Source organism: Nesterenkonia sp. K-15-9-6, from assembly GCF_052656005.1.
The window spans coordinates 1-24,962 of record NZ_JBQYEY010000024.1 but is presented as its reverse complement, the minus strand read 5'-3'; the positions used below and the strand labels follow the sequence as shown (position 1 = coordinate 24,962).

Genomic DNA, 24,962 nt, shown 5'->3' with positions numbered 1-24,962 from the left:
TGACCGTCGTCGAGGGCTCTCGGCGCGGCGGCACCTCGGGAGGGCCCGTCACCGTCAGGTGGCGGGCCCTCCCGTGCGCCCGGGCGCTTCTCCTTAGGGGGCTTTTCCTTCGGGGCCTCCGCGTCGCGGGGGCCGCTCAGAGCCGGCCGCGCAGGGCGGAGATCAGCTCGTCGAGGCGGGCTGTGCCGGTCCAGCTCTCCGGGTGCACGGCCGTGATCTCCCGCGGGACCAGCTGCGGAAGATCGACGACGTCGAGCCGGTCCGCGAAGCCGGTGGCCCCGGGGGTTCGCAGGGCGAGACGGGGGATCAGGGCGACCCCGAGCCCATGGGCCACGAGTGCCTGGATGGCCTGAGGGTCATCGGTGACATGACGGATGGCCGGAGTGAAGCCGGCGGCCTCGCACACCTGGGTCAGATGCTGGGTGCACCGGCGGCAGCCGGCGACCCAGGGCAGGTCTTCGGCGTCGGCGAGCTCGCGGACATCCCGGTCCAGCCCCCACCGGCGCGGGAGGATCAGCGCGTGCCGGTCCACGCCCAGCACGACTGCCCGGTGGCCGGAGGGGATCGCCTCGCCGGGCCCGTGGCGGAAGATCAGGGCGACGTCGACCCGCCCGCGGCGCAGAAGGTCGAGGGCTTCCGGGGGCTCGTGCTCGAGGACCTCGAAGCCCCCTCCGCCTCCGCCGACCAGCTGCTCCAACGACGGCGCCAGCGCGCCTCCGAGCAGAGAGGGGAAGGCTGCGATGCGCAGCGTCTGGTCCACGGGGCTGACGGCGGAGCGCAGGTCCTCGAGGGCGCCGCGCGCCTGGGCGCGGATGGCTTCGGCGCGGCCGAGCAGGATACGGCCGGCCGGGGTGGGCACCACGCCACGGGTGGTGCGGGTGAGCAGCCGGGTGCCGAGGGAGTGCTCGAGGGTGCTGAGCTGTTGGGAGACCGCCGGCTGAGACCAGCCGAGTTCGACGGCGGCGGCGCTGAGGCTGCCGGCGGAGACGGCGCGTTCGAACAGCAGCAGCTTGCGCAGATCGAGCTGCTCCTCCTCGCCCCGGCGGGGCGCAGGATGCTCGTGATGATGGCGGCCGTGGCGGCCGATCCGGTCGCCACGGGGAGCCGATCCGGGGGCATCGACCTCGGGGAGAAGGTCATAGTCCGGGCTGACCTGCTCCCGCAGCGCCTCGGGGTCCAGCTCCGCGTCGGTGAACTCGTCGCCCAGGTCGACGGCGAGCGGGCGGGTCGCGGGGCTGGTCGAGTCGGCGGCGCCATTCCTGTTCTGGTGATTGTCATGGGCCGCGGCGATCCCTTCGGAGTCTTCCATAAGTCCAGCTTATGCCTTGGGGCATCACGACTGGGTCTACCGTTCATCACCCCAAGGAAACATGATGGTGATGTCGTCAGGGCGTGTGTGGCCTGCGCCGCCCGGGGCATCCACAGGGAAGGATTCATCATGCATCGCATCGGTCTGCTCGGAGGCATGAGCTGGCATTCCACCGTGCAGTACTACCGCGGCCTCAACATGGCTGTCGCTGACGCTCGTGGGGGCCACGCCTCGGCTCCGCTGCTCATCGACTCCGCCGACTTCGCCGAGATCCGCGCCCTCCAGGTCGCCGACCGCTGGGAGACGGCCGGAGATGTGCTCGCCGCCGCAGCGCAGCGGCTCGTCGCCGGTGGGGCGGAGGCGCTCGCCATCGCCACCAACCTGATGCACAAAGTCGCCCCTGCCGTGGAGGCGTCCGTGGACGTGCCGCTGATCCACATCGCCGACGCCGTCGCTCAGGAGGCTCGCCTCGCGGGTCATGGGACGCTTGGCATCCTGGGGACCGCCCGCACCATGCAGGACGACTTCTACCGCGCCCGGCTCGCAGCCCACGGGATCGACGTCGTCGTGCCCGACCCCGAGACTTGCCGGACGCTGGACCGATGGATCTTCGACGAGCTCACCCAGGGCTCCTTCACCGATCCGGCGCGGAGCGACTTCCTCGCGGCGATGACGGCGCTGCAGGCCCGCGGCGCCGATGCGGTCGTGCTCGGCTGCACCGAGATCGGCATCCTGATCCCGCCGGCCGAGGCGCCGATGCCCGCGCTGGACTCGGTGGACGCCCACGTCTCGGTCCTGAGCCGTTTCTGCCTCCGCGGCGAGCTCCCCGCCGCCTCCCGGGCCGCACCCGTCGCGGGCTAGGCTGAGGCCTGTGACGACGACACCCTCCACACCGCGCCGCCGCCTGCTGCTCCTCGACTTCGACGGCACCGTCTGCCTCGGCGACGACCCCGTGCTCGCCTATGCTCGCCGCGTGGACGCGATCCTCGCCGCCCGGGGGGAGGAGGGAGGCGTGGAGGCCGCCGTCGCGCATGCCCTCGCCGTCGAGGACCTGCTCGCCGCCGACATCGCCTTCGATGAGACCGGCTTCCCCCGCGGCGTGGACCAGGAACCGGTCGAACGGGGTGCGGAGCCGCATCGAGCCCCCAGCGCCCACCCGGTCTCCTGGCCGGTCCAGGACGGCTATCAGCTGGTCCAGCTGCTGGCCCGCCAGCGGGGCCTCAGCGACGCCGACGCCGGCCAGGCCTTCCTGGGCGGACGGGAGGACCTCCTGGCCCGCGGGCTGGGCACCACCGATGTCCACGCGCCCGCAGGCCTGGCCGAGCTGCTCGACGAGGTCCGTGCGGAGGCCGGCGTCGTGCTGGCCACCAACGCCCCCGCCGCCGCATTCGGCCCGTGGCTCGAGACGCTCGGGCTCACCGAGGCCTTCGACGCCGTCATCACAGATTCTCGGAAGCCCTTCGGCATGCCGGAGGTCCTGCGTCGGGCCGGGGAGCTGATCGGCGGGGAGGAGCCCGTGCCGGCGCAGGAGATCCTCTCGGTGGGGGACATCTGGCGCAACGATCATGAGCACCTCGCGGCCCTGGGCGGCACCACGCTGCTGATCGACAGATTCGCCACCGGACTCGGAGAGCCGGATCATCGCGTCCAGGACTTCGCCGATGCCGCGCCGATCATCAGGTCCTGGGCGCGAGCGCGCGCAAGGCGCTGACCAGCCCCGATACCTACTCGCAGGTCACGTGATGCCGCTCATGCCGACGTCGTGAGCGGCATCACGGGCTTCCGCCAGGCATGTGAACACTGTGTGACACCTGATCAAACGCCCCTTCCGTGGCTTGTGAGGCCCATCTCTCCGCTCTAGAGTGAGGATCAGACTCGCGCCCCGCGTCAGGTGCGGCGTGCCCGGATGAGGCTCTCGACACGAGGCTCAGGCACGCGGTGCCGCGGCTCGGGACGAGGAGCCTGCCGGACGGTGCACTGGGGGTCTCTATCGATGTGCAGGTCCGGCAGCCACCGGCATCATGATCGACAAGGAATCACTCATGCGCATCAAGACCACCTCCGCACTCGCCGTCGGCGGCGTGCTCACGCTCGCTCTGGCCGGCTGCGTCGCGGACTCCGATGACGGCGGCGACGGCGGAGACGGGGACGCCCTCGTGCTCGGCCTGGTCCCCTCGCAGGACATGGACCAGCTCGTCGAGGACGCCGACGCGCTGGCGGAGCTGCTCGCCGAGGAGCTGGACCGCGATGTCGAGCCGTACATCACCGACAACTATGCGGGACTGGTCACCGCCATGCAGACCGGGCAGGCCGACATCGGCATGTTCGGCCCGATCGCGCTGGTCCAGGCCATCGACCAGGCCGATGCCGAGGCCGTGCTCCAGTCCGTGCGCTACGGCTCCGACACCTACGTCACCCAGTGGTTCACCAATGATCCGGATACCTACTGCCTGGACGAGCCCGTCATGGCGGAGACCGGCCAGGGCTACGAGATGCTGTTCTGCAACGGCACCGACACCGCCGAGTCCGGACCGGTCGGGGAGGAGGCGCTCGAGCTGATCGAGGAGGGCGAGACCATCTCCTTCGTGGATGAGGGTTCCGCCTCCGGCTACTACTACCCGGCCACCCAGCTGGAGGTGCTCAACGGCTTCGACCCGCTCAGCGACATCGACGCCCAGTTCGCCGGGGGCCACCCGAACTCGGTGCTCAACGTCTACAACGGCGAGATCAGCATCGGGGTCAGCTTCGACGACGCCCGGGAGTCCGTGGTGGAGGAGCAGGAGGACGTCGGCGACGAGGTCGTCGTCTTCGCCTGGAGCGAGGACATCCCCAATGACGGGATCGCCCTCGCCGCTGACCTCAGCGACGAGGAGAAGCAGCAGATCACCGACGGCTTCCTGGCGCTCACCGAGTCCGAGGAGGGTCAGGAGGTCCTCTTCGACGTCTATGAGATCGACGACCTCGTGGAGGCCAACATCGACGCTCTCGACGCCGCCCGTGATGTGGCCGCGAACTTCGGCGACGAGTAAGCCCATCCGACCCCGTCCGGGCGACGTCGCCAGCCGTCGTCCCCGTGTCGCGGGAGGTCCGGACCGGCGCACCGCCGGTCGGGGCCTCCCGCGACACGGTCCACAGGAAACCCCATGATCAGATTCGAGAACGTCGATGTCGTCTACCCCGGCGGCTTCCCAGGCCTCAAGAAGGTCGACCTCAACATCGAGGCCGGAGAGTTCGTCGTGATCGTCGGCCTGTCCGGCGCGGGAAAGTCGACCCTCATCCGTACCATCAACGGCCTGGTGCCCTACACCTCGGGCACCCTCACCGTCGGCGACGAGGTCGTCGACCCCTCCTCCCGCCGGCAGCTGCGCCGCCTGCGTTCCCGGGTCGGCATGATCTTCCAGTCCTTCAACCTGGTCAGCCGGATCTCCGTGCTGTCCAACGTGCTGGTGGGTCGGTCGTCCCAGACCTCCTCCTGGCGTTCGCTGCTGGGCTGGTACAGGGCGGCCGACAAGGAGATCGCCTTCCAGTCGCTGGAGCGCGTCGGCATCGTGGAGAAGGCCTACAACCGGGCCTCCGCGCTCTCCGGGGGACAGCAGCAGCGGGTCGCGATCGCCCGGGTGCTCGCCCAGGATCCCGAGGTGATCCTCGCCGACGAGCCGGTCGCCTCCCTGGACCCGCCCACCGCGCACCAGGTGCTGCAGGACCTGCGACGCATCAACCGGGAACTGGGGATCACCACCATCGTGAACCTCCACCACCTGGACATGGCGCGCCGGTACGCAGACCGGGTGATCGGCATGCGCGGCGGGGAGGTCGTCTTCGACGGCCCCGTGGAGGCCGCCACCGATGCTGCCATCGAGGGCGTCTACCAGCGGTCCCTGACGGCTGAGGACGTCGCCCCCGACGCTCCGGTGAGCGTGGACGAGGCCCTGGTCGCCGAGGACGGACCCGAGGAAGGACCTGAGGTCGAGGGCGGCGGATCGGCCGCCTCACCGGCGGAGCGTGCTGGCCGGTGAGCGTCACCGTCACTGCGCCGCCCTCCGCACCCGGGGGACCTCCGGCCTCCGGCGGAGCGGACCGACCGGAGAAGCCGCGTCCCAGTGTGACGGGCTACCTGGGCCTGGCCGCCGTCGTCGTCCTGCTGATCCTGTTCTTCCTGGCCACCTCCTCGTCCACGCTCGTCCTCGACATCGGTGTGGGTCGGGTGCCGCTGTATCCGGCGCTGGGCGCCCTGGCGCTGGTGGCCGTGCTGGTCCTGGGCTGGCGCACCCGCACCGGCACGCTGCCGATCCTCGGCGCGCTGGCCGTGATCGGGGTGACCTGGTGGGGCGGCTCCGGAATCGGATTCACGCTGTCCCCGCTGTGGGAGGACCTGCACCGCGCCGAACCGGTGCTGCAGGGATTCCTGAACCCGAACTGGGCATTCATCTGGCGGGTCTCCGACGCGTGGCTGGTCACCCTCGCCATGGCGGTGGTCGCCACCACCGTGGGGTGCTGCATCGGCCTGCTGCTGGCCATGTTGGCCTCCCCGGTCTCCAGCCCGAACACGGGGGTCTCCCAGTTCGTGAAGGCGCTGAACTCGGTGATCCGGTCCATCCCGGACATCGGGTACGGCCTGCTGTTCGTGGCGATGCTGGGCGGCACCGCCGGGGGCGCCGGACCCATGGCCGGTGTGCTGGCGCTGGTGATGTTCAACATCGGCATCATCGCCAAGCTGACCGGTGAGACCATCGACGCCGTGGACCGCGGTCCGCTGGAGGCCGCCGACGCTTCAGGGGCGAACCTGCTGCAGCGCGACCGGGTGGCTGTGGTGCCGCAGATCCTCCCCGGATACCTGTCCTACAGCCTCTACGTCTTCGAGCTGAACATCCGCGCCTCCGTGGTGCTCGGGATCGTGGGCGCGGGAGGCATCGGCTCGATCATCAGCGTGCAGCTCTCGCGCTTCGCCTATGAGAACATCTCGGCGATCATGATCGCCCTGGTGGTCGTGGTGCTGGCCGTGGACTTCCTGTCCCTGACCATCCGACGGAGGCTGACATGAGCCACTCCCACGAACCCGGCGGACAGTCGCGGAGCTCCTCCGGCGCAGACGACGGTCCTCGCTTCGCCCCGGATCGTCTGGACGCCCGTCCGGTGAAGCCCTCCAAGCTGGGGTGGAACCTGGGGATGCTGGCCTTCGGGATCCTCTTCATCGCGGCCATCTCCACCACGGGGGCGAACTTCTCTCGGCTGGCCGACTTCCCCGCGAACTTCCTCAACTACTCCACGCTGATGGTTCAGGGAGTCTTCCAGCCGCTGACCCCGGAGGTGCAGGCGGCGTGGACCACGGCATTCTCCGACATGCTGGAGTCGGTGCAGATCGCCTGGATCGGCACCGTGGTGGGGGCGCTGTTCTCCCTGCCCATGGGCTTTCTGGCCGCGCGGAACATGACGCCGCTGCCCCTGTATGCGGTGGTGCGGTTCATCCTCTCGGTGATCCGCGCGGTCCCGGAGATCGTGTTCGCCATCGCGGTGATGCTGCCGATCTTCGGCCTCGGGCCGCTGGCCGGCGCGCTGGCCCTGGGAGTGAGCTCCATCGGGACCCTGTCGAAACTCATCTCGGAGGCGATCGAGGGGGTGGATCCGGGGCCGCTGGAGTCCTCGCGCGCCGCCGGGGCCACCAAGCTGCAGATGATCCGCTGGGCGGTGCTTCCGCAGGTGATGCCGGAGGTGATCGCCATCTGGCTGTACCGCTTCGAGGTCAACATCCGGGCCTCGGCGATCCTCGGTGTGCTGGGGGCAGGCGGCATCGGATCCCTGCTCTCGGCCCTGTTCAACGTGCGTGCCTGGGACCGCATCGGCATCACCCTGGTGGTGATCATCGTGGTCACCATCATCATCGACCAGATCTCGGCCTGGATCCGTCACCGGGTCATCCACGGGGCGCCGAAGAAGCAGGTGAGGGCGTCGGTGCGTGCTGATGACTCCGGTGACGGTCCTGTGCTCGGCACTCCTCCGACCTGAGGAGACCCCACGGGATGCTCGCCGGTCGCCCAGCTGAGGCCCAGGGCTGGAGGAGCTCAGTTCCATGAGGTCTTTCCGGTGTCGGTCGGTTCGGGGCGGGACAGAGCGCCGTCACGCATCGTGGCCACGGCGTCGGCCACCGGCACGTACTCGGTGTCGTGGGTGACCATCACGGTGGCTACCTGATGCTCGGCCGTCAGTCTCGCGAGCAGCTGCACCACGGTCAGAGAACGGTCGTGGTCCAGAGCGGCCGTCGGTTCGTCCACCAGCAGCACCGACGGCGAGCCGATCAGGGCGCGAGCGATGTTGACACGCTGGCGCATTCCTCCGGAGAGCTCATGAGGTCTCCGTCCGGCGGCGTCGGTCAGGCCGACCTCCTCCAACAGGGCGTCGGCCCTGGCCGCGGCCGACCGACGGGCACCGCCCCTCATGTCTTCAGCAATGATGAGCTGCTCACGCGACGTCAGCGACGGCAGCAGGTTGGGCTGCTGAAAGATCATGCCGATCTCGTCGCGCCGCAGCCGGTCGCGGCCTCGGCGGCTGAGCTGGGCGGCATCGCGTCCGGCGATGCTCACCACACCGTGCTGAGGCTGGACCAGAGTGGCCGCGACGGCGAGCAGACTGGACTTTCCGGACCCGGAGGGACCGACGAGGGCGAGCATCTGACCCGCGCCGACGCGGAGCGAGACCTCGTCCAGAGCGGTGAGCGTCCCTGCGCCGTCCGGGTAGGTGAGGGTCACACCGTCCAGCTCGAGGGCTGTCGGCGCGTGTGCCGGGACGGTGCGGGAGCTGGTGTCAGAGGGAACGGCCGATGCCGTCTGGTCCGAGGTGAATGGTGATGTGGGCATGCGTGTTCCTATGAGGTGGAAGGGTGATGGACAGTGCGGGCGCGGATCAGCTGCCGCCGAGTGCGAGGAGGGGGTCCACCCGGGTGACCCGGCGGACAGCGAGAACGGCGGCGGCGAGCCCGGTGAGGAGGACTCCGGCCGCGGGCGCCAGAGTCGTGAGCATGGTGAGTTCGACAGGCGCTGCCCCGCTGGTGGCGAGACCGCCGGCCCACCCGGCGAGACCACCGATGCTCGCACCGAGAGTGAGCACCACGGCGGCCTGCGCCAGAGCATCGCGCAGCACATAGCCGGTGGAGGCTCCGAGAGCTTTGAGCACCGCGATGTCCCGGGTGCGCTGGACGGTCCACACGGTGAGGAACGCCGCGATCACCAGACCGGAGATCAGATAGAGCATGACCTGCATCAGCGTCAGCGAACCGTTCTCGGAGGAGTAGGACGCCAGCGCGTCGAAGCTCTCTGTGGGGGTCATGCTCCACGTGCCGGCGGCGTCATCCACCGCTTGCTCATCGAGGGTCGGGGAGGCGTCGTCCTGTGCGGTGATCGCCAGGACGGTGCCGACGGCATCGGCATCGCCGCGAGGGGAGAGCTCCTGCCACTGCGCCAGTGCGGTCCACATCACCGGGGTGTGGCTGTACCACTGGGTAGGAGTCACGGCGCTGACCGTGAGTTCCTGGCCGTTGACCGTCACCGGATCGCCGACTGTCAGCCCCAGGTCCTCGCTGATCTCTTCGGAGACCACCGTTTGATCCACACTCGGTGCCGCCTCGCCGTCTGGCGTCATTCGGGAGTCCTCGGCGAGTCCGATGACGGCCACTGAGACCGCGTTCCCGGCCTCGGCCGTGGTCTGGCTGATGCCCAGCGGCTCCGCGTGGGCCACGCCTTCGGCCTGCTTCCATGTCTCCAGCTGCTCAGCGTCGACGGAGGACTCTGTGTAGCTGGGCTCGCGCTCGTCATCCCCGAAGGCGATCCGATCCGCCGGCAGCGAGTCGATCGCGGCGACGTTCTGTCGCGCCAGTCCGGAGGTCAGCCCGGTGAGCATCACCAGCAGCAGCGTGATCAGGGCGACCACTGTGCCCATCAGTGCGAAGCGCCCGCGGGCGAAGCGGACTTCGCGAAGTGCCAGATACATCAGGATCTCCGATCATCGTCAGGGGTGTTCCGACCTCGCTGGTCGGTCGGGGCGGAGGGCATCCGCCGTGTCTTCCTCCACTCTCCTTCGCGAGTGCGGGTTCCCCATCGCCTGGGTGGTGGAGCCTCGGCCTCCGAAAGGTGGAGGTGCCGGTCAACCGTTCGGTTGATGCCCTGATGTCTTCGCCCGCATACGATGGGGGGATGCTGAGGCCGGATGAGCATCCACGGGCAGGGCGTGGTGTGGTGATCCTGCGCAGCCTGCGCGTGGGTCTGCACACCAGCGTGGCGGTGCTCCTCGTCATCGGGCTCATCCGACTGCTGGACGGTCCTCACTCCGTCGAAATCCGCGTCACCGGAGCCGCGCTGACGCTGGTGTTCGCGGCGGTCTACGTGGCCGGTACGTTCGTGGAACGGCGCGTCTCGGAGGCGAAGACGTCCGCGTCGTCGAGCACCGGACCTCTGCGGACGGACTCAGCGCTCGGACAGGGCGGCACGCTGGTGTGGCTGTTCGTGGTCACCGGCCTATGGGGTGGGCTGCTGACCGTCAGCGCAGACTTCGCCTGGGTCGCCTTCCCGCTGTTCTTCCTGCACCTGCACCTGCTGCGCGTCCCATGGGCCGTCGTCGCCGTCGCGGGACTCACGGGTGCCGTCGTCCTCGCGCTCTGGAACCAGCCCGGAGGAGACCATCCCGCCACGGTGATCGGACCGATCATCGGAGCCGTCTGTGCCGGGCTGATGGCGCAGGCCTACAGAATCATGGATCAGGAGAACCGCGCGCTTCGGGAGACGATGGAGGACCTGCAGCGCGCTCGCCAGGAACTGGTCGCCGCCCAGCGGGAGGCGGGCGCGCTCGTCGAGCGGGAGCGGCTGGCCCGTGAGATCCATGACACGCTCGCTCAGGGGCTGGCGAGCATCGTCCTGATGAGTCGTGCCGCAGGTTCCAATCTCGACTCAGGCTCCGTTGAGCAGGCCCGGGACCAGCTGAGCACGGTGGTGCGCACCGCAGGGGAGAACCTGGATGAGGCTCGACGCTTCGTCGCCGTGCTGCAGTCCGGTGAGCTGCAGGATCCGGGCCTCCTCGACGAGCTGCGCCGTGCCTGCCGGCAGATCGAAGCGCAGGCGGCCGCACAGGGACAGGGCCTGCGGTGCCGACTACGCGTCAGCGGAGGTCTCCGACCCGTCGCGGGCAGCCAGGCGATGCTGGTGCTGCGGGCGGTGCAGGCGACCCTGGCCAATGTGTTGCGGCATGCCCAGGCTGACACGGCCGCCGTCACGCTGACGTTCCTGCAGGAGGCCTTGCTCGTCGACGTCGTCGACGACGGCGTCGGCTTCGATCAGCACGCGACGGTCGGGGTGCCCCCTGCCTCCGGCGCCGAGCGCCCCATGGGCACCGGCGTCGGCCTCGGGGCGCTGCGCGACCGTGTCGCGGCCCAGGGCGGCCAGCTGCACGTAGAGTCTTCCCCCGGCTCGGGAACGGCGGTGTCCATACGCATTCCCCTGGGGCAGGAGCCCCCGCAGCCTCAGGAGCTGCCAGGGGAGGTGGAGCGATGGACGGAGTGAGGCAGAGTCCCGGAGTCGAGGGCGGTGCTCAGCCCGGTGACGGGCTGAGCGCAGTGTTGGTCGATGATCACCCGGTGGTCCGAGCGGGTCTGCGCGCGATGCTCAGTGAGGATCCGAAGATCCGAGTGGTGGCTGAGGCGGCGGACGGGAAAGCGGCCCTCGACGTCGTCGCGCGGCTCGTCACGGAAGGGCTCCGTCCTGACCTTGTGCTGATGGATCTGCAGATGGGGGAGGGTATGGACGGGGTTGCGGCGACTCGTCAGCTGCGGCAGCAGTGCCCCGGACTTCCGGTGCTGATCCTGACCACCTACGACACGGAGGCCGACATTCTGGCCGCGGTGGAGGCTGGGGCGAGCGGATATATGCTCAAGGACGCGGCTCCGGAGGAGATCCATCGAGCGGTCCACGATGCGGCCGCGGGGCGGACGGCACTGGCTCCCGCCGTCGCCGCCCGGCTGATGGGCAGAATGCGGGATGACAGCACCTCGCTGAGCACCCGTGAGGTGGAGCTGCTGGAGCTGCTGGCCACAGGGCTGTCCAACCAGCAGATCGCTCGCCAACTGTTCATCTCCGTGGCGACGGTGAAGACGCACCTGGTGCACATCTACCAGAAGCTTGGAGCGGACAATCGGACTGCGGCGGTTCGGGTGGCGTCAGAGCGGGGGATCATCCGCGCGTGAGGGCTGGGGAGCCGCGTAGGATGGCGGCCATGAGCATCGTCGGACGCAACCTGATGGAGCCGGAGCCCACGCTGCTGCCGGCCGAGCCCGAGGTCACGGAGTCACTCGCCGCCGGTGAGGAGCCCGTGGACCTGGCCGCCAAGCACCCTGAGTCGTCTTTGGTCTGGGCGCTGCTGGCAGAGGACGCGCTGTCCCAGGGGTACACCGTGGAGGGCTACGCCTACGCCCGGGTCGGCTATCACCGGGGCCTGGATGCGCTGCGCCGCTCCGGCTGGCGCGGCTCCGGCCCGGTGCCGTGGTCCCATGAGCCGAACCGGGGCTTCCTGCGGTCGCTGGCCGCGCTGGGGCAGGCCGCCACGGCCATCGGCGAGACGGAGGAGATCCGTCGGATCCAGACATTCCTGCGGGACTGCGACCCCTCCGCGCCGGAGCAGATCGCCCAGCTGCCGCGCTGAGGGCCTCAGTCGGCAGGGGTCTTCCCAGGATTCACCCCTCCCAGTAGTGTGTGATGCGGATCACTCATTACTCGCGGGTCACACCCGCGAGTAATGAGTGGTCCGGTTCTGATCCCGCACTGATGGAGAGGCTCGATGACGAACTCTGTGACGCCCTGCCCCCGCCGCCGGACACCCGGCGGACCGCCCGCTGTCTCCCCGCCCCGGGGAGGGAGGCGCCTGGCCCGTGGGGCAGGTGCCGCGCTGTCCGCCGCGGTGCTGGTGCTGGCAGTGATGCCTGCGGCCTCCGCCGAGCCGGAGCAGCTCGCGGTCGAGGAGGACCTCGCGGAGCTGGAGCAGCTGTGGCAGCAGAGGCAGGAGGCCGACGACGCCGGCCCCGCCGACCTGACCGCTGAGCAGGTCCCCGACGACGTCACCGTCGAGGAGGCCGAAGCCGCCGTCGGGTCCTCAGCGGACCTGACCGAGGAGGACGTGCACTATGCCGCCGCCCTGGAGGATCTGGCGCAGGGAACTGACGAGGACTTCTACGCCGTGCCGCAGGACCTCCCCGACCAGGACGGCGCGCTGGTCCGTCAGCAGCCCGCCACCTTCTACCTGGACCCCGTCGGGCTGATCGAGCACGACGCCGAGGTCACCCGCATCATGTACCGCACGACCGACTCCAACGGGCAGGCCCGCGCCGCCGTCGCCACCGTCCTGGAGCCGCGCCGCGGCGGCGACGATCCGCAGCGACCGCTGATCGTCCACGCGCCCGGCACCCAAGGCTTGGGCGATCAGTGCGCCCCGAGCCGGCAGCTGGCCGCCGGCACCGAGTATGAGGGCCTGGGTGTGGCCGCGGCGCTGGAGGCGGGCTACGCCGTCGTGATGCCGGACTACATCGGGCTGGGGACCGAGGGCATGCACACCTATATGAACCGCGTGGACCAGGCCCATGCGGTGCTCGACGCCGCTCGCGCGGCCCAGGAGGCCGAGGGTGTGGCGCTCGGTCCGGACAGCCCCGTGCACATCCGTGGCTATTCGCAGGGCGGGGGCGCGGCGGCCGCGGCCCTGGAGTCGGCGCATGAGCACGCGCCGGAGCTGAACCTGATCTCCGGGGCGGCCGGGGCGGTGCCGGCAGACCTGTTTGAGGTCGGGGACATGATCGACAGCAGCCTGTACAACGCGTTCCTCCTGTTTGCGCTCGGCGGGCTGGTGGAGTCCGAGGGGCTGGACCCCGCCGAGTTCCTCAATGACGAAGGGCTGGCCCGGCTGGAGCAGGCCTCCGGCCAGTGCACGGTCTCCGCGCTGATCAGTCACATGTTCGTGGACACGGCCACGCTGACCGTGGACGGCCGCGCCTTCACCGAGCTCATCCAGGATGAGCCCTTCGCCTCGGCGCTGGCGGCGCAGCGTATCGGGGACGGTCGCGCCCCGGACGTGCCTGTGCAGATCAACCATTCGCTGCTCGATGACGTCATCCCCTACTCCACCGGCCGTGGCCTGGCGCAGCGGTGGTGCGGCGAGGGGGCGAGGGTGACGTTCGAATCGAACGTGGCGCCCACCCATGTGGGCGGGCACGTGGCCAGCATGCCGGGTGTGGCGCTGTTCACGGCGGCGACGCTGAACGGAGTCACTCCGGTGAGCAGCTGCTGGCGGCTCTGAGGCTTCCGTCAGCGCGGGCGAGGAGGGCTCCGACCTCCCGGCGGTGCGGTCGGAGCCCTCCCCGGCTGGGGGATGACCCTGTCGGGGGAGATCAGAGTCCCTGCCAGCCGGGCTTGGTCGCGAAGGTCTGGCGGCAGTAGTCGGTGAGCTCCCGACGCGACGCCGGTTCGCTCACACCGCCAGGACATCGGCGGCCACCTCGAGAAGGTGCCGGTAGACGCGGCCCGTCGCCCGGGTCATCGCGATCTCGCAGGCCCGGTTGCAGGACGCGTGGTCGACGGCGTCGAGCTGCCGCACCTCCCGCGCCTCGGCGGCAGTCGCCGACGCCGTGAGCTCCGGATGGAGCATCCCGCGGTCACCGGCGAAGCCGCAGCACCCCCAGTCGGCCGGAACATGCACCTCGACGGCGACGGCCTCGGCCAGCGTCTGCAGGTCGGCAGAGACCCCGGCCTTCTGCGACGAACAGGTCGGATGGAGGGTCAGCGACTCGACCCTGCGCCTCGGATCCACGGTCAGCCGCGGCAGCACGTGCTCCACCACGAAGCTCACCGCGTCCACCACGGACACGGCCCGGGGGTCCTGCCGTGCCCTGGCGTCGGTCATGATCGTCTGGACACCTTCGGTGCAGGAGGTCGCATCCACGATCACGGGCGGATGTCCGACGGTGCCGGCCTCAGGCCTCTGCAGGGCGGCCACGGCTGTGAGCACCCGTTCTGCCATCACGTCCTGTCCGGCGGTGAAGCCCTTGGAGGACCACGGGGTGCCGCAGCACAGCGTGTCGATCTCCTCGGGCACGAGCAGCCGCAGGCCGGCCGCGGCGCACAGCCGGGACACGGCCTGCTGCACGCCGGAGCCCTCGGTGCCTGCGGATCCGGCGGGGGCGAACATCGCGCCTTGGCAGCTGGGCAGGAAGATCGCCGCCGCCTGGCCGACGGCGGCGTCACCCTCCCCGGTGCCCCGTGCCCCGCCGTCGGCCTCTCCGTCGTCAGCCGGGGGCGTCAGCAGGCTGCGCCGTCGGCCCCCGGAGGGCAGGTCCGTGGACCACAGGGGGACGGTGTCAGGACCGATGAGGGCGCGCGCGGCACGGTTGGGGGCGGTGATCAGTCCGGGAGGCACATGAGCCGCGGCGTCGAGGGTGCGGCCCGCTGCCGCCGTGGCGGTGTCCCAGTGCCGGGCGGCGGCCCTCCACAGGCCCGCGCTGAGCCGCCCGCGACGTTCACCGCGCAGGCGCTTCACCAGCGCGCCCGTGTCGATCCCCACCGGGCAGGCGGAGGCGCAGAGGCCGTCGACGGCGCAGGTGTCGATGCTCTCGTACTGCTGCTGCTCGTCCAGCGCGGCGACGAGTGCGAGATCCCCGTCGGCCTCCGCCCGGGCGCGCGCCCGCCGCACCACGATCCGCTGCCGCGGGGTCAGGGTGAGGTCCCGGCTGGGACAGACCGGCTCGCAGTATCCGCACTCCACACAGCGGTCGACCTCGTCGTCCACCCGGTCCACGGGTTTGAGATCCTGCAGGTAGGCTCGGGTGTCCGCGGTCAGCACCACGCCGGGATTCAGCACCCCGGCGGGGTCGAAGGCGCGCTTGACGCCGTGCAGCACCTCCACCAGGGCGGCCGAGTACTGACGGTCGATGAACGGCGCCATCGCGCGCCCGGTCCCGTGCTCGGCCTTGAGGTTGCCGCCGTGCCGCAGGATGAGCCGCACCAGGTCCTCGGTGAAGGCCTCCAGACGGGCCAGGTCCGCGGGGTCCTCCGTGTCCTCGGTGATCATGAAATGGAGATTGCCGTCCTTGGCGTGTCCGAAGATCACCGGGTCTGTGTAACCGTGCTCGGCCAGGAGCCCTGCCAGCTCCCGGCAGGCGGCTGCCAGGCGCTCCACCGGCACGACCACGTCCTCCAGCAGCGCGGTGGTGCCCGGAGGGCGGGCCTCGGCGACGGCTGCGTACAGGCCCTTGCGGACGCTCCACAGCGCGGCGCGCGCGGCCGGGTCTCGGCTCAGCTCAGCAGGCCGCACGGTGGGCAGGGCGCTGATCACGGGCGCAGCGGTGCCGAGGACGCCGTCCAGTTCGGCGGGATCGTCTCCCCGATACTCCACGAGGATCGCGGCATGGTCCCGGACCTCGAACCCGTCCACGGCGGACGGCGCCTGGGGGAGGCGCCGGGCCACCCGCAGGGACTCGGCGTCCATGAGCTCCAGCGCCTTCGCCCCGGTGCCCACCAGATCGGGCAGGGACCGGGCGGCGGCGTCCACGGAGTCGAAGATCAGCAGGCCGGTCGCCGCAGCCGGCTGGACCGGCACGGCGCGGAACACGGCGTCGGCCACGAAGCCGAGCGTGCCCTCCGAGCCGATGAGCAGCCGGTTCAGCAGCTGGAGCAGACCCTCGGCCTCGCAGAACGCGTCGAGCGAGTATCCCATGGTGTTCTTCAGGGAGAAGCGCTCGCGGATCTCCGCGACGGCGTCGGGGTCGTGACGGATCCGATCCTGCAGCCGTTCGAGGTCGGCCACCAACCGGGGCTCGTGGCGGCGCAGGTGGAGCAGACTGTCCTCGGCGGCGGTGTCGACCACCGTTCCGGAGGGCAGCACCGCCACCAGTGACTCCAGAGTCCGTGTGGAGTTGTGCTCGATCCCGGCGGCCATCCCCGAGGAGTTGTTCGCGATGACGCCGCCGATCGTGCAGGCGGCCTCGCTGGCGGGGTCCGGGCCCAGAGCGCGTCCGTGGCGGGCCAGATGCGTGTTGACCGCCCGCAGTGTGGCACCGGCCTGGGCGCGCACGCGCTCGCCGTCGTCGAGGACCTCTATGCGGCGGAACCCCCGGCGGGTGTCCACCAGGATGCCGGCCCCGGAGGCCTGGCCGGAGAGGCTGGTGCCCCCGGAGCGGAAGGTCACCGGCACGTGGTGCGCGGCGGCGACGGCCATCACGGCGGCGACCTCCTCGATGCTCTCCGCGATCACCACCACCAGGGGCACCAGCAGGTAGTGCGAGGCGTCATGGGCCCGGGAATGTCGATCGATCGCCCGGTCCAGGACCCTGTCCCTGCCGACGGCGCCGGTGAGGTCGGCCAGCAGACGACGGCGGGCGGAGGGGCTGAGTTCCGGGGTTCCCCTCAGATCCATACGGCACCGTCCTGGGGTGAGAGGCGGTCGCCTGCGGCGAGCCGGGCCAGTGTGAGCGCACCGTCCAGGGGGTCGCCTGCCGCCTGACGGACCGTGACGGTGCGGGAGTGCTCGGTGATCCTGGCGGCGAAGCCGTCCGTCAGCGCGCCGCCGGCGCGCGCGAGCCCTCCGGTGAGCACCACGTCAGCGGGGACGGAGGGGGAGGGGGTGACATCGGAGGAGGGGGCGCCGTCGTCGTGGAGGTCGCCGTCGGTGACGAGTGCGGCCAGGGCGCTCTGCGCGGCCTCCCTCCCAGCCTGCCGCAGAAGCTGGTCCGAAGCCGGGTCGCCGCCGTCGGCCAGCTCGATGACGTCGCGGGCGAACTCACCGAGCACGCCCGCGCGATCCTCGCGGGTGTAGAGCTGCCCGGGCCAGGTGGCCGGCTCCCCGAAGCGCCTCCGCGCCGCGGCGAGCAGCGCCTCTCCGGCACGCCGCTGCGGAGGGTCGTGCGCGTCTGGGGCGTCGACGCCGTCGTGGGTGCGCATCGCCAGCTCCAGGCCGCGCCTGCCCACCCAGGCTCCGCCGCCGCGATCTCCGAGCAGGTGGCCCCATCCGTCCACACGGCGCCACTGCGGGGGATGCAGCCCCGTCGCATCCTGGCCGGGGTGCCCGACGGCTATCGCCCCGGTGCCCAGCACGACGACGGCGCCGCCCGCTCCGCCCAGGGCTCCCAGATGTGCCGTGACGGCGTCCACGGCCACAGCCGCGGGGCACGCGGTCTCTCCGGTGAGTTGGGCCGCCAGGCGGGCGGGGTCCCTCACCAGCGAGGCCACACCGGTGGCGCCGACGCCGACGCCGTGCAGGGCGCGCATGCGCTCGGGCCAGGTGCGTGCGGCGGTGTCGAGCAGCTCCCGCGCCAGCTGGGGGACGGAGCTTCCCGAGGCACTGACCCGCACCCGGGGGCCTGTCAGGACCTCTCGCGGTCCGGGTTCGAGTCCGGCCCAGGCGATCCGGCTTCCGGATCCGCCGATGTCCAGGCCGAGGACCCCGGCCTCTGAGGGGAAGGCGGTCACGAGCCGCGCTCCTCGGGCCGCAGACCGGCGGCGATCGCGTCCCGCACCGATCCGGAATGGGCGTCGAGCAGGGCCGAGGCCCGCGTGACCGGGACGTCCGCCAGCGAGCTGACGATGGCGGACTTGAGGTCTCCGCCGGCGTGCTCCAGGAGCTCCCGTGCGGGAGCCTCCTCGAGGCCCACGGCCTCGCACAGGATGCGCACGGTGCGGTCCCGCAGCTTCGCGTTGGTGGCCACCACGGAGACCATGAGGTTCTGCCACGTGCGGCCCAGAGCGATCATCAGTGCCGTGGAGAACCCGTTGAGCACGAGCTTCTGGGCGGTGCCGGCCTTCAGCCGGGTGGAGCCGGTCACCACTTCGGGTCCGGTGTCGAGAGTCAGGTGGACGTCGGCTGAGCCTGCCAGCGGCGCGTGCGGATTGTTGGAGACCAGCACGGTGTGGGCCCCTGCCGCGCGGGCGGTCTGAAGGGCCCCGCCCACATAGGGGGTGGAGCCGCTGGCCGCCAGACCGATCGCGACGTCGTCGGGGCCCAGCTGCGAGGCGTCCCGCCGGCCCTCCTCCGCGGAGTCCTCGGCGTTCTCCACGGCCTCCACCAGGGCCTCCCGTCCGCCGGCGATGTGCCCCACGACCCGGTGCGGCTCCAGATTGAAGGTCGGCTTGAGCTCGCTGGCGTCGAGCACTCCGAGCCGTCCGGAGGTGCCGGCCCCGTAGTAGTGGACGGTGCCGCCGCGGCGCATCCGTGCGGCGGCGGCGTCGACCACCTCGGCCAGCTGTGGCAGCACCGCCGTGACGGCCTGGACGGCCGCCTCGTTCTCGGCGGTCAGCAGCTGCAGCACTCCCAGGGTGTCCAGCTCGTCGAGGTGGCGGCTGCGCGGACTGCGCCGCTCCGTGGGCGGGAGGGGACGGTCCGGCATGGCGTCGGCGTCGTCAGCGGTCATCGTCCGGGGGTCCTCTCCTGATCGTTGTGCTGCTGGCCGGGGGCCGCCGGCAGCTTCGGCCGGGCGGGGTGCCGCAGGGACAGCGTGCCCCCGACGGCGAAGGTCACCAGGACACCCAGCAGCGGGTACCACTGCCAGGCCACCCACACCTCGCCGGTGACGTACTTCTCCATCACGAAGAAGAACGCATTGACCCCGACGGCGGCGAGGAAGGCGATGTTGGCGTCCGCAGCGCGCGCCCGCCGGTTGAGGATCCCGAAGACGAAGGCGCCGAGCAGCCCGCCGTAGGTGATGCCGGCGACTCCGAGTGCGAGGACCACGATGTTCCCCTCGTCGGACTGGAACACAGCGGCCGGGGCGATGAAGGCCAGCCCCCAGCCGATGGTCGCCCAGCGCCCGACCTTCAGGCCCTCCTGGTCCGTCACCGGGGTCTTGCGGAAGCGGGCGTAGACGTCGGTGACCGTGGAGGAGGAGAGTGCGGACAGCGACGAAGACAGGGTGGACATGGCGGCGGCGATGATGCCGGCCAGGAGGAGGCCGGAGATGCCCGGGGGAAGACCTTCGATGATGAACAGCGGGAAGATCTCGTCGTCGCGGGTCAGGCCGAGCGACTCCGGCGAGGCGTGTTCGTAGTAGCCCCACAGCGCCAGCCCGACCAGCAGGAAGATCGCGAACTGCACGAACACCACGACGCCAGAGACGATGATGGCCTTCTGCGCCTCCGCCTTGGTGCGGCAGGCCAGCAGCCGCTGGACCACCAGCTGGTCGGAGCCGTGGGAGGCCATGGCGAAGACCATGCCGCCCAGCAGGGAGGCGACGAAGGAGGCGTTGTTGGAGAGCGGATTGCCCTCCAGCACGATCATGGTGAGCTTCCCCGCCTCGGCGGCGTCACCGAGCCAGCCGCCTCCGGTGGCGGCGGTGATGATGATGATCGCGAGGACTCCGCCGGCGACGTAGAGGAACATCTGGGCGACGTCGACCCACACCACGGCCTTGATGCCGCCGATGAAAGTGTAGAGGATCGTGACCACCGCCAGGACGACGATGATCGTGAAGTAGGTGGTGTTGAGCCCCAGGCCCTGCAAGATCATGTTCACCGGGATGGCGGCGGCCAGCACCCGGATCCCGTCGGCGAGCAGCCGGGTGAACAGGAAGGTGATCCCCGCGGTGGTCTGTGTGGACTGGCCGAATCTCTTGCCCAGGTAGGCGTAGGCGGTGACCATCTCGCCGTCGTAGTACCTCGGCAGCATGAAGAAGGCCACGATGATGCGGCCCAGGATGTACCCGAGGCCGAGCTGCAGGTAGTTGATGTCGCCCAGGTAGCTCATCACCGGGATGCCGATGACGGTCAGGGCGCTGGTCTCGGTGGCCACCACGGAGAGGCACACGGCCCACCAGGGCAGATTGCGCCCGCCCACGAAGTAGTCCTTCAGTCCTGACTGGCGTCCGCTGAGTTTCAGGCCCAGCCAGGCGGTGGCGGCCAGATAGGCCACGATCACCAGGAGGTCGATGGTCTGCATGTCAGCTCTCTTTCAGGGTCATCCGACCACGCGGAGGCGCGTCGGCCTCAGGGGCGAGGGGGCAGGAAGGTGGAGCGGCCGGCGGCCCGGAGTGAGACGGCCCGCGATGCTGCGGTGGGCCGCTCCCGTGACACTCGGCAGGGTGGCGGGGAGGCCGTGCCAGCTGAGCCAGCCGAGCAATGCCATCAGGCAGGCCTCTTTGGCACCCTCCGGGAGACCGAAGACCTCGTCCGTGGTGCGGAGCTCGACGCCGGCGTCCGGCCCGGTGTGCGGCCCCGAGTGCAGCTCAGTGTGCAGCTCGGCTCGGAGCTGCGTCATCAGCGTGGGATTCCGCGTCCCGCCTCCGGAGGCGACGACGTCGCGGACCCCGTGGGCCCGGCAGGCCTGGGCGACGGTGCGGGCGGTCAGCGTCGTCAGTGTGGCGATGACGTCGACGTCGTCCGGGGCGGTGCCGGCGGCCCGGCGGCGGTTGAGATGCCGGTCCAGGTAGTCGGCGTGGAAGTGCTCCTTGCCCGTGGACTTCGGTGCGGGCAGGGTGTAGTAGGGATCGGAGAGCAGGTCCGCCAGCAGCACAGGGTCCACGGTCCCCTGGGCGGCGAGGGCGCCGTCGCGGTCGAAGCCGCGGGGGTCGCCGGTGATACGGCGGGCCATCAGGTCGATCAGGGCGTTGGCGGGCCCGGTGTCGAAGGCGATCGTCTCCGCGGTGGGGGAGACCACCGTGATGTTGGCGATGCCTCCGAGGTTCAGCATCGCCGTGGGGGTGCGCCCTCCGGCCAGCAGGAGATGGTCGAGGATGCTCGCCAGCGGTGCGCCCTGCCCGCCTGCGGCGACGTCACGAGCCCGGACGTCGGACAGCACGGGCAGGCCGGTGGCCGCGGCGATCCACGCGGGCTGGCCCAGCTGCAGGGTGGACGTGACGACCCCGTCGACGACGTCGTGCCGGACGGTCTGGCCGTGGGAGACGACGAGGTCGCAGCTGGTCTGGGCGTCCCGGCAGAGGGTGCTGACCGCCTCGGCGCTGGTCTGGCCCAGGCGGGCGTCCACGCTGCTGACCAGTTGGAGGGGGACGTCTGCGGGCTCGAGCAGCCGCAGGATGTCCAGGGCCAGCTGCTGCTCGAAGGGCACTTCACGGGAGGCGAGCAGGCGCATCGTGAGCGAGAGGCCGCCGGTCTGCTCGTCGGCGGTGGGCTCCTCCTCTGCTCGGAACTCCACCAGGGCGACGTCGAGCGCGTCGGCAGAGGTACCCGCCATGAGCCCGGCGATGATCATGGCTGCCTCCCGCCGCCGGCGTCCTCTGCGGTGTCCGGTGCGGCGGGCACGGTCAGCTCGGTGCGGATCTTGTACCGGTCGCCCCGGTAGACCGATCGTACGAACTCGATCGGGGTGCCGTCCGCGCTGCGCGAGGTCCGTTCGAACAGCAGGGCCGGCGTGTGGACGGGCACGTCGAGATGTCGCGCCTCCTCGTCGTCGAGCACGGTGGGTTCGATGGTCTGTACGCTGTGGGCCACGTGGATGCCGTGCTGCTCCCGCAGGAGCTCGTAGAACGAGCGGTTCTCCAGGTGCTCGGCACGCAGGTGCGGAAGCAGCGTGCGGGGCACGGTGAGATCCTCCAGGGCGATCGGCTCGTCGTCCGCCAGGCGCAGCCGCGAAATGGTCACGATCTCCTCGCCCTCGTCCAGCTGCAGCTGCCGCCGGATCCGGGGTCCCGCGGGGGAGACCTCGAGGGACAGCGTGTGGGCGCCGGGGGTGAGCCCGCGGGCGCGCATGTCCTCGGTGAAGGAACTGGCGACGAGGGCCTGGTCGAGCTTCGGCCCCAGGGCGAAGACGCCGGACCCGTGGCGTCGGCGCACCGCTCCGCGGGCGACGAGCTCGTCGATGGCTCGCCGCAGCGTCATCCGGGAGACGCCGAGTTCCTGGGCGAGGTCCCGCTCCGGGGGGAACTGGTCGCCGGCGGCCATGCCGTCCAGGCGGTCCAGGAGCTGGTCGCGAACTGCATGGTATTTGGTCACGGGTCCATTGAGACACAGGCCACCCTCAGAATCAAGACCACTGGACTAACTTTTGTCCTTGAGGACTCTGCCGCGAGGCAGGGCGACGGTGGGTACGGTCTCTGCGGGAGCGGCCCTCGTAGAATGAGCGGGCCCGCAGCCGCATCAGAGAGGACGAAGGTGGCCAAGCTCTATTTCCGGTACGGAGCGATGAACTCCGGGAAGTCCACCGGCCTTCTCCAGGCGGCCTACAACTATGAGGAGCGCGGGCAGCGGGTGCTGCTCGCCAAGCCGGAGCTGGACACCAAAGGTGCCGACGAGATCGTCTCCCGGCTCGGAGTGACCCGGTCGGTGGACTTCCTGGTCCCTCCTCGGGCCGCCCTGCGGGAGCTGTTCCGCCAGCATGCGGAGGCCAACGCTCCCGGCACCCTGCTGGACGGCGTCGACGACGCGGAGTCCCGTGCGCTCCGCCGGGGTGTGAAGCCGGTGGCGTGCCTGCTGGTGGATGAGGCCCAGTTCTTCACCGAGCAACAGGTGGACGATCTGCTGCGGATCGCAGTGCTGGACGGTGTCCCGGTGCTGGCCTACGGGATCCGCACCGACTTCCGCACCCGATCCTTCCCCGGCTCGGCCCGGCTGATGGACATTGCGCACTCCCTCGAAGAGCTGAAGACCATCTGCCGCTGCGGCGCCAAGGCGGTCTTCAACACCCGCCGGGCGGGGGACAGGATCATCTTCGACGGTGACCAGGTGGCCATCGACGGGGAGGATGTCTGGTACGAGTCGCTGTGCGCGGGCTGCTACTTGGAGGCCTCCGGAGGGCGGCTGGGCTGAACCAGGCGTCGGCGTCGCGGGCCAGGGCAGAGGCAGCGGTCCAGGACTGAGGGCTGCGGAGCGTCGCGACGGCGTCATCAGGCTGTCATACCCGCGTTGGTAGACTTTCCGACGGTGTCGTCGGCGCAAGGAGACGGCACTGACGTCGAGACGTCCCGACGCAGAGCCGGGACCCTGAAGGAGCGACATGCCAGCCATCGTGATCGTCGGTGCCCAGTGGGGAGACGAGGGGAAGGGCAAGGCGACGGACCTGCTCGGCTCGCGCGTCGACTATGTGGTCAAGCCCAATGGTGGGAACAATGCGGGCCACACGGTGGTCGTCGGCGGGGAGAAGTTCGAGCTGAAGCTCCTGCCGGCCGGCATCCTCTCCCCGAACGCGGTGCCGGTGATCGGCAACGGCGTGGTGGTGAACCTGGAGGCGCTCTTCGAGGAGATCGAAGGGCTGGAGGCCCGCGGCGCGGACACCTCCCGCCTGCGGATCTCCGCCAATGCGCACCTGGTGGCTCCGTATCACCAGACCATGGACAAGGTGACCGAGAGGTTCCTGGGCAAGCGGGCCATCGGCACCACAGGCCGCGGCATCGGACCCACCTACATGGACAAGGTGGGCCGCCTTGGGATCCGGGTGCAGGACATCTTCGACGAGTCCATCCTCCGCCAGAAGATCGACGGCGCTCTGCGGCAGAAGAACGAACTGCTGGTCAAGCTGTACAACCGGCGTTCCATCACGGTCGATGAGATCGCCGAATACTTCCTGTCCTTCGCGGACCGCCTGCGTCCGATGGTCGTGGACACCACGCTGCTGCTCAACGACGCGCTCGACGAGGGCAAGGTCGTGCTCATGGAGGGCGGCCAGGCGACCTACCTCGACGTCGACCACGGCACCTACCCGTTCGTGACGTCGTCGAACCCCACGGCCGGCGGCGCCTCGGTGGGGACCGGCATCGGTCCCACGCGCATCAACCGGTCCATCGGCATCGTGAAGGCCTACACCACCCGGGTGGGCGCGGGTCCGTTCCCCACGGAGCTGTTCGACGAGTGGGGCGAGTTCCTGCAGAAGACCGGAGGGGAGTTCGGCGTGAACACCGGTCGCCCGCGTCGTTGCGGGTGGTTCGACGCCGTCATGGCCCGGCATGCCTCCCGCATCAACGGCTTCACCGACTACTTCCTCACCAAGCTGGACGTCCTGACCGGCATCGAGCGGATCCCGGTGTGCGTGGCCTATGGCGTCGACGGCGTGCGGTATGACGAGATGCCGATGACGCAGACGGAGTTCCACCACGCCAAGCCGATCTTCGAGCACTTCGACGGGTGGACGGAGGACATCTCCGGAGCTCGGACCTTGGATGATCTCCCGGTCAACGCCCGCGACTACGTGCTGGCCCTGGAGAAGATGAGCGGCACGCGGATCTCCGGTGTGGGCGTGGGCCCGGGCCGGGATGAGGTCATCGCCGTGCGTGACCTGATCGACTGATCCGCGTCGAGGCGGGGCTCCCTCTACGAGGCAGCGCCGCCCGGCCGGTAGGGCTTGCTTTCTTCGGCGTCACAGGGTCGGCGTGCCCGCCTGCGCGGCTCTGCTCCGACCGGCCGAGTGATTCGCCCGTGAATCCTTGGATTTCCTGCTCGTCAGCTGACGAAACCCTTGACACTCCACCCCGCCTCGTCTTGGCTAGGGGGATGGCGAGGTGTGATGCATCGCACCTGCGCCGGTCCACGGTTTTCGTCAATGAATAGGACACTCCAATGGACGCGGAATCTACGCACGACACAAGCGGGGGGAATCCCCGGTCTGTACGAAGGGGGAGACCTCGGTCTCCATGGAGAGGCGTTCTGAAACGTGCTCTCGCGGTCGGTGCGGCATCGACGATCTCGGTCGGTGCTTATGCGCTGCC

At 70.4% G+C, this 24,962-nt stretch carries 21 protein-coding genes; 12 read left to right on the top strand and 9 right to left on the bottom strand.

All coding sequences use genetic code 11. The features are described from left to right. Positions 1-136 precede the first annotated feature (136 nt). Complete coding sequence (locus SD455_RS13415) at positions 137-1,309, bottom strand: LysR family transcriptional regulator (protein ID WP_445508416.1); 1,173 nt, start codon at positions 1,307-1,309, stop codon at positions 137-139. Between the two features lie 129 nt (positions 1,310-1,438). Here SD455_RS13415 and SD455_RS13410 point away from each other — a divergent pair, with 129 nt between their 5' ends. The 6 genes from SD455_RS13410 (at position 1,439) to phnE (SD455_RS13385) (ending at position 7,312) form a co-directional block, all read left to right on the top strand. Beyond that, the gene (locus SD455_RS13410) at positions 1,439-2,170 is read left to right on the top strand and encodes an aspartate/glutamate racemase family protein (protein WP_445508415.1); all 732 of its coding nucleotides are present in this window, start codon (positions 1,439-1,441) and stop codon (positions 2,168-2,170) included. Between the two features lie 10 nt (positions 2,171-2,180). Further along, a complete protein-coding gene (locus tag SD455_RS13405) occupies positions 2,181-3,020 on the top strand; it encodes an HAD family hydrolase (protein WP_070161380.1) in 840 nt (279 codons plus the stop codon). A gap of 331 nt (positions 3,021-3,351) precedes the next feature. Further along, on the top strand, positions 3,352-4,338 hold the full coding sequence (gene phnD, locus SD455_RS13400; protein ID WP_070161382.1) for a phosphate/phosphite/phosphonate ABC transporter substrate-binding protein: 987 nt from the start codon (positions 3,352-3,354) through the stop codon (positions 4,336-4,338). A 114-nt stretch (positions 4,339-4,452) separates the two neighbouring features. After that, positions 4,453-5,325: a phosphonate ABC transporter ATP-binding protein gene (gene phnC, locus SD455_RS13395; protein WP_445508414.1), complete on the top strand. Its 873-nt coding sequence runs from the start codon at positions 4,453-4,455 to the stop codon at positions 5,323-5,325. After that, positions 5,322-6,350 (top strand): phosphonate ABC transporter, permease protein PhnE, encoded by a 1,029-nt coding sequence (gene phnE / locus SD455_RS13390; protein ID WP_170922642.1) that lies wholly within the window; start codon positions 5,322-5,324, stop codon positions 6,348-6,350. The genes phnC and phnE (SD455_RS13390) overlap by 4 nt, the downstream gene beginning before the upstream one ends. After that, positions 6,347-7,312, top strand: a complete 966-nt coding sequence (phnE, locus tag SD455_RS13385) for a phosphonate ABC transporter, permease protein PhnE (RefSeq protein WP_070161386.1) — start codon at positions 6,347-6,349, stop codon at positions 7,310-7,312. The genes phnE (SD455_RS13390) and phnE (SD455_RS13385) overlap by 4 nt, the downstream gene beginning before the upstream one ends. A gap of 56 nt (positions 7,313-7,368) precedes the next feature. On the opposite strand, the gene SD455_RS13380 is transcribed toward phnE (SD455_RS13385), so the two are convergent. After that, positions 7,369-8,160 carry an ABC transporter ATP-binding protein gene (locus SD455_RS13380; RefSeq protein ID WP_083277659.1) on the bottom strand — a complete coding sequence of 264 codons (792 nt, stop codon included), beginning with the start codon at positions 8,158-8,160 and terminating at the stop codon, positions 7,369-7,371. Positions 8,161-8,206: 46 nt separating this feature from the next. Continuing rightward, positions 8,207-9,289: an ABC transporter permease gene (locus SD455_RS13375; protein WP_445508413.1), complete on the bottom strand. Its 1,083-nt coding sequence runs from the start codon at positions 9,287-9,289 to the stop codon at positions 8,207-8,209. 203 nt (positions 9,290-9,492) lie between these two features. On the opposite strand from SD455_RS13375, the gene SD455_RS13370 reads away from it, so the two are divergent. The 4 genes from SD455_RS13370 to SD455_RS13355 all read left to right on the top strand — a co-directional run bounded on the left by SD455_RS13370 (position 9,493) and on the right by SD455_RS13355 (position 13,627). Then, positions 9,493-10,851: a sensor histidine kinase gene (locus tag SD455_RS13370; protein WP_445508412.1), complete on the top strand. Its 1,359-nt coding sequence runs from the start codon at positions 9,493-9,495 to the stop codon at positions 10,849-10,851. Beyond that, on the top strand, positions 10,839-11,531 hold the full coding sequence (locus SD455_RS13365; RefSeq protein ID WP_070161392.1) for a response regulator: 693 nt from the start codon (positions 10,839-10,841) through the stop codon (positions 11,529-11,531). Before SD455_RS13370 ends, SD455_RS13365 begins: the two co-directional genes overlap by 13 nt. Before the next feature lie 29 nt (positions 11,532-11,560). Continuing rightward, positions 11,561-11,986 (top strand): DUF3151 domain-containing protein, encoded by a 426-nt coding sequence (locus SD455_RS13360; protein ID WP_070161401.1) that lies wholly within the window; start codon positions 11,561-11,563, stop codon positions 11,984-11,986. Between the two features lie 135 nt (positions 11,987-12,121). Further along, on the top strand, positions 12,122-13,627 hold the full coding sequence (locus SD455_RS13355) for a lipase family protein (protein ID WP_445508411.1): 1,506 nt from the start codon (positions 12,122-12,124) through the stop codon (positions 13,625-13,627). Between the two features lie 171 nt (positions 13,628-13,798). Here the strand turns inward: SD455_RS13355 and SD455_RS13350 are convergent, their stop codons facing one another. From SD455_RS13350 to SD455_RS13325, 6 genes are read right to left on the bottom strand one after another with little or no spacing between them, the layout of a single operon-like run. Beyond that, the gene (locus tag SD455_RS13350) at positions 13,799-16,738 is read right to left on the bottom strand and encodes an FAD-binding and (Fe-S)-binding domain-containing protein (protein WP_445508410.1); all 2,940 of its coding nucleotides are present in this window, start codon (positions 16,736-16,738) and stop codon (positions 13,799-13,801) included. After that, positions 16,729-17,790, bottom strand: coding sequence for a BadF/BadG/BcrA/BcrD ATPase family protein (locus SD455_RS13345; protein WP_445508409.1), 1,062 nt, complete (start codon positions 17,788-17,790; stop codon positions 16,729-16,731). Before SD455_RS13345 ends, SD455_RS13350 begins: the two co-directional genes overlap by 10 nt. Beyond that, positions 17,787-18,728 carry an N-acetylmuramic acid 6-phosphate etherase gene (locus tag SD455_RS13340; protein ID WP_445508408.1) on the bottom strand — a complete coding sequence of 314 codons (942 nt, stop codon included), beginning with the start codon at positions 18,726-18,728 and terminating at the stop codon, positions 17,787-17,789. Before SD455_RS13340 ends, SD455_RS13345 begins: the two co-directional genes overlap by 4 nt. Then, on the bottom strand, positions 18,725-20,248 hold the full coding sequence (locus tag SD455_RS13335) for a sodium:solute symporter (protein ID WP_445508407.1): 1,524 nt from the start codon (positions 20,246-20,248) through the stop codon (positions 18,725-18,727). Before SD455_RS13335 ends, SD455_RS13340 begins: the two co-directional genes overlap by 4 nt. An 18-nt stretch (positions 20,249-20,266) precedes the next feature. Next, positions 20,267-21,517, bottom strand: a complete 1,251-nt coding sequence (locus SD455_RS13330; protein ID WP_445508406.1) for an anhydro-N-acetylmuramic acid kinase — start codon at positions 21,515-21,517, stop codon at positions 20,267-20,269. Next, positions 21,514-22,257, bottom strand: coding sequence for a GntR family transcriptional regulator (locus SD455_RS13325; protein ID WP_070158760.1), 744 nt, complete (start codon positions 22,255-22,257; stop codon positions 21,514-21,516). Before SD455_RS13325 ends, SD455_RS13330 begins: the two co-directional genes overlap by 4 nt. Before the next feature lie 159 nt (positions 22,258-22,416). Here SD455_RS13325 and SD455_RS13320 point away from each other — a divergent pair, with 159 nt between their 5' ends. Both SD455_RS13320 and SD455_RS13315 read left to right on the top strand, forming a co-directional pair. Then, positions 22,417-23,070, top strand: a complete 654-nt coding sequence (locus tag SD455_RS13320; protein ID WP_085437562.1) for a thymidine kinase — start codon at positions 22,417-22,419, stop codon at positions 23,068-23,070. Positions 23,071-23,257: 187 nt separating this feature from the next. Further along, positions 23,258-24,544: an adenylosuccinate synthase gene (locus SD455_RS13315; RefSeq protein ID WP_445508405.1), complete on the top strand. Its 1,287-nt coding sequence runs from the start codon at positions 23,258-23,260 to the stop codon at positions 24,542-24,544. The last annotated feature ends 418 nt before the right edge of the window (positions 24,545-24,962 follow it).